This window comes from Streptomyces sp. NBC_00670 (assembly GCF_036226765.1).
Taxonomy (GTDB): domain Bacteria; phylum Actinomycetota; class Actinomycetes; order Streptomycetales; family Streptomycetaceae; genus Streptomyces.
Window position 1 is genome coordinate 14,555 of record NZ_CP109017.1, and the last position, 17,848, is coordinate 32,402.

At 66.2% G+C, this 17,848-nt stretch carries 19 protein-coding genes and 1 pseudogene; 8 read left to right on the forward strand and 12 right to left on the reverse strand.

Annotated features, from left to right (window positions below):
- Window position 1: 1 nt before the first annotated feature.
- Window positions 2-808, reverse strand: a complete 807-nt coding sequence (locus tag OIE12_RS00050; protein ID WP_329130309.1) for a hypothetical protein — start codon at window positions 806-808, stop codon at window positions 2-4.
- Window positions 809-1,124: 316 nt separating this feature from the next.
- Between OIE12_RS00050 and OIE12_RS00055 the strand changes: the two genes are divergently transcribed.
- Window positions 1,125-2,618, forward strand: coding sequence for a restriction endonuclease (locus tag OIE12_RS00055; protein WP_329130311.1), 1,494 nt, complete (start codon window positions 1,125-1,127; stop codon window positions 2,616-2,618).
- 110 nt (window positions 2,619-2,728) lie between these two features.
- Here OIE12_RS00055 and OIE12_RS00060 read toward each other — a convergent pair whose 3' ends face one another.
- Entirely contained in the window at window positions 2,729-3,220 is a 492-nt protein-coding gene (locus OIE12_RS00060; protein ID WP_329130313.1) for a hypothetical protein, read from the reverse strand.
- 94 nt (window positions 3,221-3,314) lie between these two features.
- Window positions 3,315-3,515: a hypothetical protein gene (locus OIE12_RS00065; protein ID WP_067237575.1), complete on the reverse strand. Its 201-nt coding sequence runs from the start codon at window positions 3,513-3,515 to the stop codon at window positions 3,315-3,317.
- A gap of 229 nt (window positions 3,516-3,744) precedes the next feature.
- On the opposite strand from OIE12_RS00065, the pseudogene OIE12_RS00070 reads away from it, so the two are divergent.
- The 4 genes and pseudogenes from OIE12_RS00070 to OIE12_RS00085 all read left to right on the forward strand — a co-directional run.
- Window positions 3,745-4,956 (forward strand): annotated as a pseudogene (locus tag OIE12_RS00070) (helicase associated domain-containing protein); the annotation flags it as partial.
- Window positions 4,957-5,059: 103 nt separating this feature from the next.
- Entirely contained in the window at window positions 5,060-6,298 is a 1,239-nt protein-coding gene (locus OIE12_RS00075) for an ABC-three component system protein (RefSeq protein ID WP_329130318.1), read from the forward strand.
- 2 nt (window positions 6,299-6,300) lie between these two features.
- Window positions 6,301-6,789, forward strand: a complete 489-nt coding sequence (locus OIE12_RS00080; RefSeq protein WP_121709953.1) for a three component ABC system middle component — start codon at window positions 6,301-6,303, stop codon at window positions 6,787-6,789.
- A gap of 23 nt (window positions 6,790-6,812) precedes the next feature.
- Window positions 6,813-8,762: a DUF3732 domain-containing protein gene (locus tag OIE12_RS00085; RefSeq protein ID WP_329130322.1), complete on the forward strand. Its 1,950-nt coding sequence runs from the start codon at window positions 6,813-6,815 to the stop codon at window positions 8,760-8,762.
- 152 nt (window positions 8,763-8,914) lie between these two features.
- Here OIE12_RS00085 and OIE12_RS00090 read toward each other — a convergent pair whose 3' ends face one another.
- From OIE12_RS00090 to OIE12_RS00120, 7 genes are all read right to left on the reverse strand, one after another.
- Window positions 8,915-9,235, reverse strand: coding sequence for a hypothetical protein (locus tag OIE12_RS00090; protein WP_189718390.1), 321 nt, complete (start codon window positions 9,233-9,235; stop codon window positions 8,915-8,917).
- Window positions 9,236-9,241: 6 nt separating this feature from the next.
- Window positions 9,242-9,544, reverse strand: coding sequence for a hypothetical protein (locus tag OIE12_RS00095; protein ID WP_329130326.1), 303 nt, complete (start codon window positions 9,542-9,544; stop codon window positions 9,242-9,244).
- Between the two features lie 141 nt (window positions 9,545-9,685).
- Entirely contained in the window at window positions 9,686-10,519 is an 834-nt protein-coding gene (locus tag OIE12_RS00100; RefSeq protein WP_329130328.1) for a hypothetical protein, read from the reverse strand.
- Between the two features lie 778 nt (window positions 10,520-11,297).
- Window positions 11,298-11,474, reverse strand: a complete 177-nt coding sequence (locus OIE12_RS00105) for a hypothetical protein (RefSeq protein ID WP_329130330.1) — start codon at window positions 11,472-11,474, stop codon at window positions 11,298-11,300.
- Between the two features lie 82 nt (window positions 11,475-11,556).
- Window positions 11,557-11,712 carry a hypothetical protein gene (locus OIE12_RS00110; RefSeq protein ID WP_329130332.1) on the reverse strand — a complete coding sequence of 52 codons (156 nt, stop codon included), beginning with the start codon at window positions 11,710-11,712 and terminating at the stop codon, window positions 11,557-11,559.
- A gap of 171 nt (window positions 11,713-11,883) precedes the next feature.
- Complete coding sequence (locus OIE12_RS00115; RefSeq protein ID WP_329130334.1) at window positions 11,884-13,023, reverse strand: hypothetical protein; 1,140 nt, start codon at window positions 13,021-13,023, stop codon at window positions 11,884-11,886.
- Window positions 13,024-13,079: 56 nt separating this feature from the next.
- Window positions 13,080-13,301, reverse strand: a complete 222-nt coding sequence (locus OIE12_RS00120; RefSeq protein WP_329130336.1) for a hypothetical protein — start codon at window positions 13,299-13,301, stop codon at window positions 13,080-13,082.
- A gap of 188 nt (window positions 13,302-13,489) precedes the next feature.
- Here OIE12_RS00120 and OIE12_RS00125 point away from each other — a divergent pair, with 188 nt between their 5' ends.
- Entirely contained in the window at window positions 13,490-13,828 is a 339-nt protein-coding gene (locus OIE12_RS00125) for a hypothetical protein (protein WP_329130338.1), read from the forward strand.
- Between the two features lie 51 nt (window positions 13,829-13,879).
- Here the strand turns inward: OIE12_RS00125 and OIE12_RS00130 are convergent, their stop codons facing one another.
- The gene (locus OIE12_RS00130) at window positions 13,880-14,260 is read right to left on the reverse strand and encodes a hypothetical protein (RefSeq protein WP_329130340.1); all 381 of its coding nucleotides are present in this window, start codon (window positions 14,258-14,260) and stop codon (window positions 13,880-13,882) included.
- Between the two features lie 162 nt (window positions 14,261-14,422).
- Between OIE12_RS00130 and OIE12_RS00135 the strand changes: the two genes are divergently transcribed.
- Window positions 14,423-15,802 carry a hypothetical protein gene (locus tag OIE12_RS00135; protein ID WP_329130342.1) on the forward strand — a complete coding sequence of 460 codons (1,380 nt, stop codon included), beginning with the start codon at window positions 14,423-14,425 and terminating at the stop codon, window positions 15,800-15,802.
- Here OIE12_RS00135 and OIE12_RS00140 read toward each other — a convergent pair.
- Window positions 15,799-16,512, reverse strand: a complete 714-nt coding sequence (locus tag OIE12_RS00140; protein WP_329130344.1) for a TIGR02391 family protein — start codon at window positions 16,510-16,512, stop codon at window positions 15,799-15,801. The genes OIE12_RS00135 and OIE12_RS00140 overlap by 4 nt on opposite strands.
- 66 nt (window positions 16,513-16,578) lie before the next feature.
- On the opposite strand from OIE12_RS00140, the gene OIE12_RS00145 reads away from it, so the two are divergent.
- On the forward strand, window positions 16,579-17,814 hold the full coding sequence (locus OIE12_RS00145) for an IS701 family transposase (protein WP_329130346.1): 1,236 nt from the start codon (window positions 16,579-16,581) through the stop codon (window positions 17,812-17,814).
- Window positions 17,815-17,848 lie beyond the last annotated feature (34 nt).

The window sequence follows — 17,848 nt, forward strand, 5'->3', positions numbered from 1 at the left end:
CTCAGGACACTAGGCGCTGATACAACTGCTCCACGTGCGGGCGGGCTGCCATCCCGAACACAGGCTTGTCCCGCCGCACGCGCCGCACAAAGCGCTCGACGGTCCCGGCCAGCGCCGTGAGCGTTCCGGTGTCACCGGCCAGCAGGCGTGGGCGTACTCCCGGCACGGTCAAAAGGTGGCTGCGGATCTGGGAGCCGGTGAGGCGCTGGTGCAAGTGCTCGTCGAGATAGCCGCGCACCTGCCGGACAATCACTTCCGGATCGCCGACGAACAGCAGCTCATACTCGGAGACCACCAGGCGGCGCAGCGCCTCCGGTGAGTAATGCTCCACGTGCACGGCCTGCAGATACCGCCAGCCGACCTCCCGGTCGACCGGCGCCCCGTTCACAGACCAGTTCCCGAGCACCTGTATGAATTGGGGAAGCTGGGCCTTGGTGATGATGCCATCGAACTCGGCGAGTGTTTCGGCGGCCCGGGCCCGCTGGGCAAGATCGTGCAGTTCAGGAGCCCCTGTGGACAGCACGAGGCGCACCTTCTTGCCCCCCGCGAGATGCCCCGTGACGGCCTTGAGGATCTTCCCCGCAGCATCCAGGGTCCACGGCCCCTTCGAGGGGACGTCCTTCACCTGCTCGCACCACGTGCCGTCGGCAGCCTCGAGTTCGAACTCGATCCCGGCGCCCGCCGGCCCCGGCGGCTCCAGGCGGATCCGCGACGCCCGCCCCCGCAGCAACTCCGCCACCCTCAGCGCGGTCCACCAGTCCTCGTAACGATTACCCGCCTTGTCCGCAGCCCCACCCGCCAGCCCCACCCAGCCTCACCCCTCTAGAAAACCGCAAAAGCCCCCTCATTCAGGAGTTCGCGCCCCGCGACCTTACCTCCACCCACCGACAATCAGACATACCAGAATATTGCCTCAAAACATCCACCTGTGTGCTGTCCTCAGCCTGCAGACACGGAGGCCACAGTCATGGATTTGTTCGATGAGCCACTGCCTCAGCGGGACCTTGCAGGACGTCGACGCGTCAGCTCCCCAATTGAGGGCAACAAAAGGCGGACGCCGCGCCTGACACTCGATTCATGCAACTGCCCCAGTCCTCGCCAGAAGTCGAAGCAGAATCACCGACGTGGCCGAGAACTTTGAACCCAAGCTGAACAATGACGCCCTACTGCTCACAGGCGTCAGCGACCTAGCTGACGCGTACACGCGGCTCAGTGCCGCAGGCGATCCGCAACGCCGGGGGAAGGACTTCGAGCACCTACTGCAGCGAGCCTTCCAGCTCGCTCACTTCGAGGTAGAACTCAACCCGAGGATGGCACATCCACGCCAGACAGACTTGTCCGCCCGCTATGGAGACAGCCGGTATCTCCTGGAGGCCAAGTGGCAAGGAGCGAAGGCGGACATGGATGTGCTCGGTGGCCTACGCGACCGCTTGCGCCGGACCAGTCCCGACGTAGTAGGTGTGCTCGTCAGCGTCTCCGGCTTCACCGGAACCCTCGTAGAGGAGGTCAGCCGAGAACGTCAGTCACCGATCCTTCTGGTCGACCAAGAAGATCTGCTGGGCGCGCTTCGGGAGCCGACGACACTGCCCGGACTGCTCAGAGCCAAGCAGGAGGCATTGATCACTCATGGCCAAGTGCATCTCGGTGAGTCTCTTCGGGCACACGCCGCAACCCGTAGGCCAGATCGCGCGCTGCCAGCAAGAGACCTGCATCTCCGCGACGCACGTGGGGAGCAACACCCTTACCTGACTGTTCCGGGCGGCTTCGCTCCCGTGGTGTTCGCTACCGCCGTCACAAACGTGGACTGGTCCTTCGGTCGCGGCCGCGGCGTGTGTATGGACATCCCCATCCAAGCCCATACTGCTGACGACTTGATACGCCTGATCCACGGCCTTGATGAGCTCGGGCTGGCCAGCGCACGTCCCACCTGGACCCTCCAGCAGAACGACACCTCATGGTTCGGAATCGGCGCCGGTGAACTCATACAGGCATTGGACAACGCACAGCAGCGTATGGCGGAGCCGGCTGCCCCGCACCACAGCGAGCAGCTCGTGTACTGCGACACCACCCTGGGTGGTCTCTACACACTGACGGCAATCATCGCTGCGGCTGAGCCGTCACCCACCGGCCAGCGACCGGACGAGTGCGCCCCCTCGAGCGGCCAAGGCGACAGAACGCCGGCACCCCTCCTGGTCTCGCAGTGCCAACTTTCCTTCCAGCTACCTGGCACTCCGCTGGATGCCACAGCCCTGCGTCACCTCCACGACCGATTCGGAGCGACGCACAACGTCTACTTCCGCCACTTGGACATCACGGCGATCAAGATCAGCTGGCTTGATCAGCAACCAGCAGACCCACTGGCCACCATCGTGGAGCACGACCCAATCACAGGCCAAGACTTCGTCGTCGGCCTCGTCGTGCACGATCACTACTCCGTGAACAGCAAGCACGCCGTGCTCGAAGGCTGGCCGCTAGAACTCCAGGAGAGCGGGTTTCTGGTGTGCGCCTTGGCGGATCACCATCCCGTAAGTCGCCCACCAGAGAGCTACTGGCTGGAAGCCGTGCACACCGCCCACACGTCCGACCTAGCCGTAGCAACGATCCGGGCCAGATGGTGACCAGCGTCAGCTCCACGACGGATGAGCAGGGACAGACACTGCCGCAAGCAGGACCCGCTGGCTGGTGAAGGCCAGCAGCCAGTGGGTCCTGCTCACTCAAGCCCAATTGCCTAGGCGGTCTTCCTCCGCCCTGGACTCCGGTCCCACCTAGCGGCAAAAGACCGGATGGACTCAGCGGTGAAGACCGGACCGGCACCAGTGCGGCCAATCGGTCGCGGGAAGTCAGGATGATTACCGTCCAACTGGGCAACCCGCTGGCGGGAAACATCCAGTTCCTCAGCCGCTTCCCTGTACCCCATGAGCTCCTGCTCCCTGGGGTAGTCCCGCTCCGCGTTCGCCTGCTCAGCAGTAACCACGCGCAGGTCGATCAGCTGAGGCTCGTGACTCATCGCAGCCCCCAGCCCCTCAACCGCCGTATTAAGAGCCTTGTGCGCAGCCTCTACCAAGCTGGGCGCGTCCAGGCGCCACAGAAGGTGAAGACGCTGCCCGGCAGCCTCGTGCCTGATGACGCCAGCAAAGTGCCGATGCAACTCTTCGTATTGCTCATCCCGGAGGGCGCGGACAGCACCCACGGTTACAGATGCCCGCCATTCCTGTTCCATGCTTCTCTCCTTTCCTTCCATCTGTTTCGTTCTGCGGTGTGCGCGGATGGACAGGTACAGGGGGCCAGGCCTTCTGGCCCCCTTCTACACCTGGCTAGCCCTCGTCCGGGAAGACCAAGCCTGCGCCTCGCAGCGCCGAGATCAGATCGATCCACTCACCCGTGCCGTCCGGCTCGTGACCGATCGTGATCATGGTGCCGTTCCGGGAGAAGAACCAAGATCCCTGCAGGCTCTGCCTGCTCTCGAATCCCTGACGGTCCAGCGCCGCGAGGAGCACTTCCATCCGATTTGCCATGTCGATACCACCCCCAAACCTTGCGCGTGTCAAGAGATAATCTCGGGCAACCTACTCAGAAACCTTGCTCCTGGCAAGTGGATCAAGAGTTCCGCGCGCACCTCTCCGGCCGGCCCGTCTCGTACAAGGATCGAGGCACATGCCACGGAGCTGCACACAGCACTCGGACACCGAGATATCAGCAGGTCAGAAGGCCAACAAACACTCCCTACAGCTGCACCACCTGTAGATAAAGGGCCTGCGCAGCCACGATGAGCGCCTGGTCGAGCAGCTCGCCTCCCGCGCGCTCACCAGCGGCAAGCGCAAGGTGCACCTCCGGCGTGACGAGGACGGGCAGATCGTCGGGGCCGACGGAGAGGGCGACGGCGAGGACCAGGAGGACGACACGCAGGCCGCCGCCGAAGCAGCGCTGCTCCACTTCTCCAGCCCGCGCGACGCGGCCACGATCGCGGCGTTTCTGCGCACCCGGGTCTACCGGCCGGAGTCCCTGGTGTGGCTGGAGGGCTACCAAGCCCTGATCCGCTGGCGGGCGGAGAACAAGATCACCGGCCTCTACGCCGTGCCCTACGACGTCGAGGTCGAGGTCGGCGTCACCAAGGACTCCCCCCTCGGGCGGTGGGTGCACCAGCAGCGCAAGGCACTGCGCGCCGGCGAACTCGATCCCCACCGCAAGGAACTGCTGGACGCCCCCGAGGCCGGGATGGTCTGGGAGCCAGGCGAGGAAGCATGGGAGACCAAGCTCGCCGCACTGCGCTCCTACCGGCGGGCCACGGGACACCTTGCCCCGCGTCAGGACGCCGTGTGGGGCGAGGGCGAGGCGATGGTGCCGGTCGGGCAGCACATGGCCAACCTCCGGCGGAAGGGCGCGAAGAACGGCCTGGGCAAGGACCCGAAGCGGGCGGAGCAGCGTGCGGAGCAGCTCACCGCGATCGACCCGGACTGGGACTGCCCGTGGCCCCTGGACTGGCAACGCCACTACCGCGTCCTCGCCGACCTCGTCGACGCCGACGGCCACCTGCCCGACATCGCCCCCGGCGTGCTCATGGACGGCGATGACATCGGACGGTGGCTCCAGCGGCAGAAACAGCCGGGCACCTGGGCGCAGCTGTCCACCGAACAGCAGGACCGGCTGTCCAAGCTGGGCATCAAACCCACCGAGGCGCAGTCTCCTGCCCCGGCAACCAAGGGTGCAACAAAGGGCCAGAGCAAGGCGCAGCAGGCATTCCAGCGCGGCCTCGCGGCCCTCGCGCAGTGGGTGGAACGGGAAGGCGTGCACCGGCCGGTCCCGCGCGGCCATGGTGAGCTGGTCGCGGTCGACGGCGAGACGGAGCCGGTGCTCGTAAAGCTGGGCGTATGGGTATCGAACACCCGGGCGAGGCGGGACAAGCTCACCCAGGAACAGCTCGACGCCCTACGGGAGCTGGGTGTGGAGTGGGCATAGAGGTTGCGCACAGGAATCGGAGCCAGCGGAGATTCGCACCGATGTGCGATCTTATGAGTGTGTATTGATCCAGTTGCAGGCTGTCTCTAGAGTGACGCGCATCGTGACAGAGAAGATGCCCCACTCAGCGGCTGGCCAGATGCTGGGCTACCTCTACCAGTGCGAGTGGGCGTTGGTGGAGCTGGCGCAGCGGTGGTTCAAGGACGCCGAGGCCACCCTACGCATGGAGATGCTGGACGACATTGACCTGCTGCACGGGTCAGTTCCTGTCGAGCTTGTGCAGTCCAAGCATCATGGCGGTCAGGGCGAGATCGGCTCCACCAGTGCTGATCTGTGGCGTTCTATCAATTCCTGGTGCGATGCCTTAGAGATCCTCGGGGACGCGCCGCTGCCGCTGCTCCGCTTGGTCACCACGCAGCAGGTTTCTGCCGGGAGCCTCCTGGAGAAGCTGCGCGCCGAGCCGCAGACGCGCGATGTAGCCGCAGCTCTAGCAGCTCTTGAGGAGCTAGCTGGTGATGCCGAGGGTCCGAAGACGACACGCCCTTGGCGGGAGCGCTTCCTCCGGTGCACTCCGGTGGTCCGGGAGGCTCTGGTGGGCCAGATCGTCGTGGACGATCTGGCGCCTCGAGTGTCAGAGGTGGACTCTAAGCTCCGTGAAGTGATCGGCGTATGGAAGACGGATCAGGGCCAGAGCCAAGAGATCCTGGAGGAGCTAAAGGGCTGGTGGTGGGGGGTCTCCAAAGAGATGCTCGACCGCTCCAACCCCATCCGGAGAGACACTGTTTCCGCCGAGGAACTGCGCACGAAGATCGACTATGTGATGAGCAAGTACGCGCAGACCTCGTTGCCCATCAGCGACCGGCTGGAACGGCTCACCGAGGACGAGGTGGCCCGGTACAAGGACCGCGTCTTCGTTGCCCAGCTCCAGCTCCTGAAACTGGGGCGCCGAAGCATCCGATTCCATCTCGGCGAGTATCACCACGCATGGACCCATCGATCTCGCTGGCTCCACCGTCACTACGTCGCCCAGAGCGAACTCGACCAGTTCGAGTCAGATCTCCGGCGTGAGTGGGAGCAGGTGTTCTCCAAACTCGCCGACGCCTATGACGCTGGCGAATACGGGGACGATGCGGTCAAGGCCGGTGTGGACATTCTGGACAAGGCCATGGCTGCCGTAGAAACACTGCGGCTGCGTCCGCAGGTGGAGAAGCGATGGGTCGCCCGCGGCACGCTTCACGCTTTGGCCGATCTGGCTACGCAGGACGACGAGCCGGTGGGCTGGCATCCCGACTTCGAGAACCTGCTGTCCCAGTCGTCTGATACTGCTGACAGGGAGGAATAGCCATGTCGGCTCCCGCGCGTCAACTCCCTGAAGCTGCAGCGCTGTTCAATCCCGCTTTCGGGGCGTATGTGCTGGCGCACTGTGTAGCGGCCCACATGGCAGCAGGCCCCAGTCTGCCTCTCCCCTTGCCGAGCAGTTTCCTGGTCCTTCCCCTGGTGCTGCCGCCGGACTCCCGCGCCGCGCTCCCGAGAGATGTCCGCACGCCGCTGGCCAGCTGGCTGGCTGATAATCCGATCCAGCGCGCGTCATACCCGCACCGCGCCGCCTCGCTAACGGATTACACCCGCGCGTCCCAGCGGTTCGGCGTCCGGCACAACGTGTTGACGGTGCATTCCAGCGGCCTCGCAGTGACCAGACAGCCCAGGCGTCCCAACGCGAACAGTCATGGAGCGGAGCTCGTCGACTGCACACGCGCTGCGGCCCTCGTTGGCCGCTGGCTTGCAGCGACATCGCCTGCTACCGCATTCGCCCTGCTCGGGGTCCGCCCCTAGCTCTCCAAGGAAGCCACCTCAGCATGCATCTGCTCGCTCTTGCCCTGTATCACCGTGATGGCAGGCAAGCACCGCGCACCATTACCTTCAAACCCGGAGCCTTGAACATCCTCACCGGAGAGTCCGAGACCGGAAAATCGGCAGTCCTCGACATCATCGAGTACTGCTTGGGACGGCAGCACATTTCGCTGCCAGAGGGCGTGATCACTCAGACGGTGGGCTGGTACGCGCTGCTCGTACAGATCGGTTCGACGCGCCTGCTCCTGGGCCGGCCCCGACCAGCGGGAGCCTCCACCAACAAAGCCATGCTGATCATCGGCGACCACACGCTCGAGCTGCCGGCAGGCGACCGTATGAGAGCGAATGCCGACACGGACGCGCTACGCGCAGAGCTCAGCGCTCGCCTGGGCATCGACGACTTCCGCTTCGAACCTCCGGCGGGCGCCGAACGCTACGCGTTCAATGTCTCTATTGCCCAGGCCGTTTACCTGTGCCTGCAAAAGCAGACCGAGATCGCCAACCAGCAGCTGCTGTTCCATCGCCAGTCCGAGCCCGGCATGGCGCAGATGATGAAGGACACGCTGCCGTACTTCCTCGGTGCGGCCGGACCGGAACAGGCCGCACGCCAACGACAGCTTGCGGAGGCCACCCGGGCACTGCGGCGCGTCCAGCGACAGGTTGATGAGAGCCAGCGGGACAACGAATCCGCGAACGCCGCCCTGCACGGCCTGGCCCGCCTTGCCCAGGAGGCAGGCATGGTCCAGGGTGTGCCAGAGCGCGCATCGGCAGCCGAACTGAGTGTCCTGCTGCGCGAGGCGGCGGACACAGTCGTTGATCCATCGGCGCCTCCGGTGTTCGGCGAAGACGGGATGCAGGAACGCCTGGCTGCGGAGCGACAGGCGCTGAGGGAACAACTTCACGACCTCAACGAGGCCGGGGCCCTTCTCGACTCGTGGCAGCAGGAGAGTCAGGCGTTCACCGGTGAGCTCCACACCCAGCTCGGCCGCCTTACGTCTCTGCAACTCCTCAGTCCCGAAGATGCAGGGGCGCCCGAGGTCTGTCCTCTGTGTAATCAGGCCTTGGAGGAGCCCGACCCCGACATCGAGCAGCTCAACGACCTCACGCGCCGTCTCCAGTACGAGCTGACCGACGCAGAAGCACTACAGCCATCGCGGACCCGTCACCGTCAGGAACTCAACGAGCAGATCGCAGACGTTCGCCGGCGCCTCCAGGCCAATGCCTCAGCGCTCCAGGCCCTGCAGGCCAGTAACCGCCGTCTCCAGGAGATCAATGACCAGCACGCGCGGCAGGCTCACGTGCAAGGACGCATTCTCCAGGAACTGCAACGAACTACGTCGCAGTCGGCAGACGAATCTGGATCGCTGCGCCGTCAGGCGGCTCGTATGCAGGAGCGGATCGCAGAACTGCAGGAACTCGTCGATGCCGACGATGTGAGGGCGGAAACGGAAAGCCGCCTCAGCCGTATCGCACTGGACATGACGGACTGGGCCCGCGAGCTGGATCTCGAGCATGCAGACGAGGCTGAAGAAGTACGCATCAGCCTCTCCCTCCTCAACGTCGTCCTGCGCACGGAAACTAGTCGCATCCCCCTCACCCGCATCGGCAGCGCGAAGAACTGGATCGGGTACCACCTCGTAGCGCACCTGGCCCTGCACACCTACCTGCTCAAACACCAGCGACCCGTCCCGCACTTCATCATGTTCGACCAGCCCACCCAGGCCTTCTTCCCCGAAGAAGTCCATGACGTAGGCGCCCTCACCGACGCCGACTGGGAAGCAGTACGCAGCTACTTCACCCTTATGCGAGACGTCGTCAACCGCAACGGCCAGGGACTGCAGATCATCGTGTGCGATCACGTGAACCTACGAGACGATTGGTTCCGCGACGCCGTCATCGAAAACTGGCGCCAAGGCAAAGCCCTGATCCCGACGGACTGGATCATCGAGGCATAGACCTGGCCGTAGCTCCCCATGAGTCTCGCGTGTGAGACCTGAGTTCCACGCACGAAGGACCAATGTGAGCCGCTCCTGGTGGCCGGGGCGCGAAGGTATGCCGGGCGTCAGGGCCGCTGAGGGATGGAGCGTCGCTCGTCCCACTGGTGCCCCTACGGGTGGGGGCCGATGACGAGGACGGTGATTACCGAGATGGTCTCGCCCGCCGCGTTCTTCTCGTCCGGCCCGTACATCCAGTAGATGCGCCAGGCGCTGGGGTTGTGGTTCTCCACGTAGGAGTCCCAGACCTTCTCCGAGGCGTACCCGGGGAAGTTGTCGTACTGGTGGGAGTGCAGGCCGGGGTGGCGCGGGTTGGCCTGCAAACGGGCGAGTGCGTTGTTGACCTTCTTGAGCTTGGCCGGGTCGGCCTTCGAGCCGACGGTCAGGCGGTTGAGGGTCTCGTCGGCGTCTTCGGTGAAGCGGAGGCTGTGCACCTGGTTCTAGTCCTCGTAGTCCTCGTCGAGGTAGTGCGAGAAGTCGCCGCGGTCGATGGTCTTGCCGGCCTTGGCCTGCTCGATCCCGGTGCGGATGCGCTCGGCGAGGTGCGGGTCGTTCCACACCTGCATCTCCCGCTCCGGGATGGAGACGACCGGGGTCAGCAACAGCACGCCGTCCGGGTTGCTCTCGACCCGGTACCGGCGGCCCGGACGGGCTCCGGCACGGCCGAGGGAAACTCGTCCGCGGCTGTCGACCTCAGTCTCGGCGACGGTCTCGAACTCCTCGCGCTCGTGAATGGCGGTCATGTGCATGCTCCCTCGGTTCCGCCGGAAGGCTCTCCACGGCTCATGCCTCCTACGAGCGGGAGGCACGCCTTCCGGCGCTTAGCACCAAGGTACCCTCATTCGGGAAAGTGGGTAGTTCCCACTTTCGTGTTTCTCCTCTCCTCAAAGTCCAATGGCTTCGGCACCACCCGAGGCCTCGATGGCGTTCTCCGTGGAGGCCGCCTTCTTCCGCGCGGGGCGTGCGATGAACGGGTCGAGCAGCACGTAGCGATTGACCTCGGCCGTCCCGGTCGGGCTGAGAGGGGCGGTGATGTAGGCCTTGTGGACCTGGAGCACGCCCTCCTTCGCCAGCTCCCGGAAGCCGCGCTCGGCGGTATCAGGCGACCACCCGTACCACTCCTTCATCCGCTCAGTCGGAAGTTCGAAGAAGGCCGGCTCGCAGCTGGCCGTCAGCAGCATGGCCAGGGCCGGGAGGCTGAGCTTGTCGATCAGGCCAGTACGCCAAAGCTCGAACGGGATCTTCAGGTAGGCGTCGCGGTTCTGGTTGCCGGGCCGGGTGTACGGGTCGAGGCTTCCGTCCTCGCGCAGCAGCGTGACCTGGATGTCCCAGGTTCCCTTGGGCCGCTCATAGGTGATCAAGCGGCGTTCCTCGAGGCGCTTGAGGACCTTGGTCACCGCCGTGCGGGCGGAGGCCGGCGTCGCGTTCTCCGTGGTGCCGAAGGCCCTGGCCCACACCCCGCCGGGGAGGGTGGTGCTCCACCCCGACTCAGCGGTCTCGGCGCTGGTGACCGCGACGATGAACAGATATGCGCGCAGGCCGCGCACGTCTCCATTGGTGACGAACTCGGCCAGTCGGCTGGACCGGTCCGCCTCGTCGCGCTTCTTCTGCACGAACGCCCGCCGGATGGGCGCGAAGTCACGCGCGGCCCTCTCGAGGAGGGCTTCCCGCGTCTCGGCGGGGGAGGCGACCGGCTTCTGGGATGTCTGCTGCTTCACACCACAGACCATGCCGGACGGGCGCCCCGCAGGACAAACAATCCAGCTTCCGTAGTTCGGACGCTGTAGCGGGTGTCTGGAGGATTACGAGTGACGATGACATGTGACGATGACAGTGACGAGATCAATGTCTAATGACACTAGTAGGTGGAGTCCAGAAGGCGCAGCGCTGAACCCGTGGGTCCCCAGCGCGGGAACCATCCTCCGAGGCAGAAACTGCCGCCCGCTTCGCCAGAAACCCGCGAAGGACCCTTGCGGGGGCCCAGAGGACCCTTCCCGCCCCCGAAACGTGCCCTCCTCCATCGGGCCCGCACAGGGGCCCTGCAGCTGCTCCAGCCGCCCAGACAGCGCGGCCGAAGGCGGACAGGATGCCGGTCTCCCTCGCGGACCGATCGTCCGCAGGGCCGTCCGTCCCGAGCGCCCGAGGCCTTGCGCCGCGGAGGTCGCCCCGGGTGCTGGCGGAGCTGAGCTCACCCGGCAGGCGGGCGTGGCGTGGATCTCCCGGACGGTGCCGATCAGGTCGGGGAAGCGGCCCTCGCGGCGGGATCGGGCGAGCTGCGCGGACAGCCGCCGGTACATCGGCGCGGCGTGCGGCAAGCGCGCCCTCGGAGACCAGGCGGTACATCACCTGGCGCAGCGTGACGCCGCCCTCGTAGCTCTCCACGATCTCCCGGGCCCGGTCCACCACGGCTGGCCACCGGATCCGTTCCGACGCCATCCGTACTTGTACTTGTACCCATCGCCGCCGCCGTGGCGTAGCCGGGCCGGGAGGTCCTGCTCAGGCGTGGCTGCCCGCCGGCTCCCACAGCGGGCGAGCACGTCCGGTCCCGTCGCAGTGGAAACAGCGGCCGCCGCCCGGTGTGCTCCGGGCACCGATGGTGCCGGAGGCGTGCAGTGCGTGCCACAGGTCGCCCGGCAGATCCTGCGGTCCGGTCTCTTCTCGGCTGCGTCTCATACGGCTGGTGTAGGGCCTCCGGTGAGCTGCCCTCGTCGATGGGGCCGCTCGCCGGGGGTCAGCGGGCCTGGGCGCGGGCGCTCTACTGCCCCTGCAGCCGGCGGAGCATGATGCGGCAGTACTCGGCCAGTGGCCGGTGCTGGTCCTTGTCGATGACCAGAGCGACCGTATCCGTACCTGCATTGGTGTCGTGCGGCGCGGATGTCGATGACGATGCAGCCGGGGCGGTGTCGTGCACGCCGTCGACTGCGAAGGGGGGCTGGCAGGCGCGCCGGTTCTGCCGCTGGACCGGACAGTTGACGCCGCCGAGGTGCCGGGGTTCGACTGTGCTCGCTGTGCGGCGCCGCCGCCGGGCTTGACCCGGTCCTGAAGGGCTTCGACCACGGGTTCGGGTGATGGTGTGCGAGGGTCAGCCAGCGGTCCGGGACGCAATGAGCCGGTTGGTGAGTTCCACCGTTCCGAGGTACCACCAGAAGATCCAGTCCAGGAACGCTTCGTCGTAGTCGCCGCGCTGGTCTGCCTTGCGGTGGCGCAGGTCGTAGCGGTTGGCGATCTCGAACAGCGCACCTTCGTCCTTGCCGAGCTTGTCCTTGAGCAGGGCGCGGCGTTCCTCGAGGATGCCCGCCAGGGTGACGATCGCCGACCGCTTGCTCTCCACCGTCGTGTCCCGGCCGCGGAACAGGGCGATCGCGTGGCGGACCCGGGCCGTGATGTCTGGGGCGCTCTCGTTGAACGCCCGGTGCACCAGCGAGCTGCGGGCGTCGTCGGTGACGGCGACCAGGCGCCCGAGGTCCTCGCCTTCGGCAGCCAGCTCGTACTCGATGCTGGCCTCGCGCAGCAACTCGTTGACCCTGCCCCGGTACAGGACGCGGGCGGGCCCGTTGTGGAACTCCGAGTGGTGCCATCCGCAGCCGCTGTAGGAGTGGTAGCGCCGTATGCGAGGGCGGCTCACCAGATCGTGGAACACCTCGATCAGCCCGTAGAAGGTGTCTTCGTCCCACGTCTCCGGTGTCAGAGGCCACAGATCAGGGATGCCCAGGCGCCTGTCGATCACCTCAGAAGCGTCGGGCAGCTCACTGTTATCGTCGACGCATTCCTCGCCGAACACCTCAACCAGATAGCCCTTGTTTTCAAACTCACCGACGAGCCGTGCGAAGTCACGCCGTGTGTCCCGTGGAGTGCTGCCGTCATGCGACAGCCCACGGCCGCGGCGCTGCGGCCAGTATGGCCGGGGAGCCGCCGCCTGCCGGAGCTCCCCCGCCCGGTGGACCAGTTCGGTGAACCACTCCCGTTTGCCCATCCCGGGCTGGCTGTCCCAGCCTGGAGTGGTGGACGACCAGGGGGCGTCCGTGGGCACATCACGGTCTGGCAGCTCCTCGAAGTCCGCGACCGCGGTGGTGCCGGCCAGGGCCTCGGTGATGATCCAGGTAGCTCTGTCTACCCATGAAGAGTCCGAGGTGCGATCCGATGCGCACAGGATGCGCTCGCCTTCAGACGCGAGTAGCTCTGCGGGCCAGAGGAGTTCGTAGTTACTGAGGTCCAAACTCACCGCAACATCATCACTTATCAGGGATGTGTCACGGGCCTGAGTGATGGATTCCCGTCTCAGCCTCGGATGAGGTCCTGAAACTGAGGACATCCGACGGCATGCCACTCCCTGACGAGGACTTCCCCGTCCACAATCACGACCTCGGCGTGCCATGGCAGGCAGTCGTGGCACGCATGGATCTCGTACGAGTTGCCGTTGTCGTCGAACGCCTTCAGGTCGACGGAGCCGACGGGCGCCCGGTAGGTGACGTCCTGCTGCGAAACGGGGCGTTCTGTCATGTCGGCCAGTATCTACGTGCTGGAGCTGTGGGCTCTCATGGCGTTGGTTACACGAGTTCCTCGAACGTGAGCTGCTGCAGGACCATGACGAGCGGCGCCGACGGCTGTCAGTGGCGTGCTGTAGCTTGATCGTTAGGCGCGGGGCCTGGGCGGTCGGGGTGCGACCGCTGGAGAGTCCAGGAGGACTCGTGCCCATAGGACGCGTCAACGCCGCGAAGTTCATCGCTCGTCTTCTGCCAGAACCGCACGAAACGGATTTCGGCGGCGAGCCCGCCCACCGCCTACTGACCACCGCTCACGCCGACCGGGTTTGCCCACCGTCCGGCCACAGCATCGGCTGGACGGACTGCTACGCCAGCGCGGACATGCTGCCTCTGCCCGACAAAGCGGATCTGCTGCTTGAGCCGAACGGCGAGCCCAGGTCGATTCCGCATCATCTGGTTGGCGAGGCACGTGAGCTGGCGGACTGGGCCGGCCGCCAAGCGGCGCGGATCCGTCGGGAAGCTCACCATCGCGGACTTCGCTGAAGCCGCTCGTAGTCCAGCACCCGCCCTATCCCGGGGCGGGCGTTCGCGTACTCAGTCCCCGTATTCGCGCACTGACCAGCCGTCTGGCACTTCGCGGACTTCAAAGCCTGGCGCGATGATCTGGTGCAGTGTTTCGCCGTCGGTCCAGTCGTGGAGCGTGTCGGCAAGAGTGGTTATGAGCGGCTCGTCCACGTTGTCGAAGAGGATGACGGGCTCGACGGCCAGTTGGTGATCGGTTCGCCGCATACCGTCGACGGGAGTGGCCCAGCCGACGATTGGCATTACCAGGATCATGCCGTCGTCGGGACATTTGATCGCCACTCGCCACCCGTCCGGGGCGGCAGCGAAAGGGAACACGACTGCGGTCATGACGACAGACTCTAGCCCTGCGGTTTCGGGCAGCTGCCCGGGCATGACGGGCACGATGTCCATGCCGCTGCACCCGTCGGCCCCGAGCTTCTCCTTCCGCCGTTCAGAGGACGCCTTTGAGCAACGCGGAGCGAAACTCGACCTCCGTACTCAAAGGTTTCGAACATGGCTCCGGCGGCCCGGAAAACGACAGCAGGGGAACGCAGTGATCGCCACACTTGCAGGATGAGCTTGTTCCACACCGACTCCTACAGCCCCGACGACATGGTGATGCACCCTCGCCATCAGGCTATGCAGCCGGTCCTGGTCCAGCTCATCCAACAGCTCCGCGCCTGCGAGTCGGTGGAGGCCGGGGCGGATTTTCAACGGGACCTGCTCACGTGCCTGCTGGAGGTGGAGAAGGACCGCTGGGAGTTCAAGCGTGCCGTCACCCGGATGCGCAACGGCAAGCAGCCGCACCGGGAGGTCCCGGAGCTCCAGTCAGGCCGCGACCCCGCTGACATCGCGACCTGGCGTTTCGAGCACGACGTGTGCGAGAGGCTGGCCCGTCAGTTGCGTTCAGTCGGTGACGCGCTGGCCTGGCGCGTCTTCGGCTTCCACCGCCCGTTCATCCTCGCTCTGTGCCGCAACCAGTCGCCCGGCCCGATGTACGGCAAAGCGGGCCTGCCGGCAGAACTCGAACACTTCGAGAGGGCCTGCAAGGAGGACGGCGCTTTCGCACTCCTGCACGACCTGACCAACTGCCTGCGCATCGGCGACATCACCGTATGGGACGGCGTGCACCCGCCCCGAACAGAAGAGATCAAGACCAACCCGAAGAACAGCAGGAGCGCGCAGCTACGGCGGATCAACCAGGCCCGCGCGGCTGTGCTGGACGGCGGCCCGCTTCCAGGGGACAACGCCTCCGAACTCCTCTACGACCTGAACCTGCCGCTGCGCACCCACCTGGACGTGCTGCGCGACGCCCTGGAGCGGGCCGCAACCGACGGCATCTACGCCACCCCGGTGCCCGGCAGCCGGGCCCTGTTCGTCGTCGACCAGTACGCATGCGCCCAGCACGGCATGTCTTCCAAGCAGTTCAACGAGCGTCTTCAGCATGCAGCCGCCACCGCCCTGCAACGGGCGGGAATCGCGGCCGGCCGCGAGGACCACAACGTCCACGCCACCAGCCTCGACAGTACGGCACGCGACCCGCTGCGGGTGCCCTGGGCGAACTATCCACTGCATCCGGTGGCCTGCGCCCGGCTGATCGGCGACTACGCCGTGGCGACCGTGGAGACCTCCGGTCCGGTACTGACCCGCCTGCTACAGGCCGCCGGCCTGGACGCACGATGGGTCCGCCCGCCGGGCAATGCGGACCTCCAGCAGGGCGAGGTCATCATGGAGATCCACCAGCAGGAACAGCTGCGGTCCGTGGCACTTCCTGGCAGCCTGACGATGACGCCGGGATGGACGCTGCAGATGCGCCGATCCGAGCTGGACCGCTATCTGATTGAGCTCCTGCAACCAGGCTCGTGGGTCGCGGGTATCAAGGACGTCCTCGCCGCACGGCAGGCCGGGCGGCCGTGGCCTCACTACCGCAACGAGCACGAAATCTGGGTCTAGGTGGCGCGCTCCACAGCGCACTGCTCGATCCAGCGGGCGAGGACGCTCAAGGTCGCCAGGTGCTCCAACGCTTCCTGTTCGGTCCAGGTCACCTCATCCTCGTGCGCGGCGACGTTCCGCAGGGCGAGGAAGGCGCCGGCCGCGAGGTACTTGGCGCCTTCCTGTCGGGCGCGCCACGTAGGTGTGTTGCGGTCGCCGTCGAAGCGCAGGCGTGGTTTCCCTGCGGCGGGTTCCTTCATGTCGAAGGCCTGCATGCACAAGTCCGTCTCGCCGATGTCGTGACGTCCCAGCTTCTGCTGGAGTCGGCGGTTCACAGTGCGGGCAGCAGCCAGGACGGCGTCCTGCCGGGCCTCTGCGCCCCACAGTGGGGCGGCCGGCTCCCACACCCAGGGGTGGAACTGGTCAGCGGGCAGGGTGGGGGCATCTGGTACGAGCCGGGCGGCCCATTCGTCCATGTCCGCCAGGATGCCCAGGCCCCGATGAACCTCGTTGCGGGCCATGTCTTCGCCTGCCATCTGATCGAGATTGATCTTTTCGGCAAGCTGCGGGTCCAGGAGCCGCAGGATCTGCTTGACCGTGGGCTCTGCGCGGTGCAGCTGTTCATACAACGCCGCATCGCCTATGTAGTCGCCGGGCCCTGTACTTCGTTCGTAGCGCAGGGCCAGGTCGTCGAACGCCTCAAGCCGCTGTCGCATCCAGTCTCGATCCACGGGCCGCATCCTAGTAGTGCTTCGTTACGTTGAGTGATCTCGGCTGGTGGTGGGCAGCCTCCCAGGATGAGGCTGGGGGAGGTGGAACGGCTCCGGGGCGAGTTGGCGGGGTTCGTTGCCGATGTGTTCGGGTCGTTGCCGCGCCGGGATCAGCGGCGGTGGGGCGAGTGTTATCTGCGGGGCCTGATGCTCGACGGCCGGCGCAAGTCGGTCCAGCCGATGGCCGAGCGGCTGCCGGACGGGAACATGCAGGCCCTGCAGCAGTTCGTGAACCAGTCGCCGTGGGATCCGCTGCCAGTCAGGCAGCGGATCGCTGAGCGGCTGTCCGAGGTGATCACTCCTGAGGTGTGGGTGATCGACGACGTGTCGTTCCCCAAGTGCGGCAAGGCGTCGGCCGGGGTGGCCCGCCAATACTGCGGAGCGGTCGGCAAACGCGCGAACTGCCAGGTCGCGGTCAGCGTCCATGCCGCCACCGACACCGCGTCCTGCCCGCTGAACTGGGAGTTGTATCTGCCGCGCGAGTGGACGGACGAACCGGACCGCTGCCGCCGGGCCGGAGTCCCCGACGACGTCGTCCACCAGGAGAAGTGGCGTCTCGCGCTCGGCCTGCTCGACAGCCTGACCGACTGGCGGTTGAAGGCGCCGGTCGTGGTCGCCGACGCCGGCTACGGCGTCAGCACCCCCTTCCGCCTCGGCCTCGAGAAGCGAGGACTGTCCTACGTCCTCGCGCTGACCGGCAAGGAAGTCGCCCACCCGGAGGAGGTCGAGCCGCACCAGCCCGTCTACGGCGGGCTCGGACCGCCGACCCTGCCCCGCTACCGCACCCCACCCCGAGCCGTTTCCGCCCTTGCGGCGCGGGCCAGTGCCAGCCGGTTCACCGAGGTGACCTGGAGGCAGGGCAGCAAAGGCGCGATGACCTCACGGTTCGCGGTGCTGACAGTGCGGCCCGCGGGCAAGCAATGCCTGGCCGCTGCCCAGGAGGCGGGCGGCGGCCGCAACCACTGGAACGGAGTCCTGCCCTCCCAGACCCTGCTGGTCGAATGGCCGGACGGCCAGGACGCTCCGACCGGCTACTGGATATCAAACCTGCCCGCCACCACCCCGGTCGCTGACCTGGTGCGGTGGGCGAAGATGCGCTGGCGCATCGAGCACGACTACCGCGAGCTCAAGCACGGACTCGGGCTGGACCACTTCGAAGGCCGCGCCTGGCGCGGCTGGCACCACCACGTCACCCTCGTCACCGCCGCCCAGGCCTTCCTCACCCTCCGGCGGCTCGACCCAAAAGCCCACATGCCGGCCTGACCCTCTACCAGGTCCTCGATGTCCTCCAGGACCT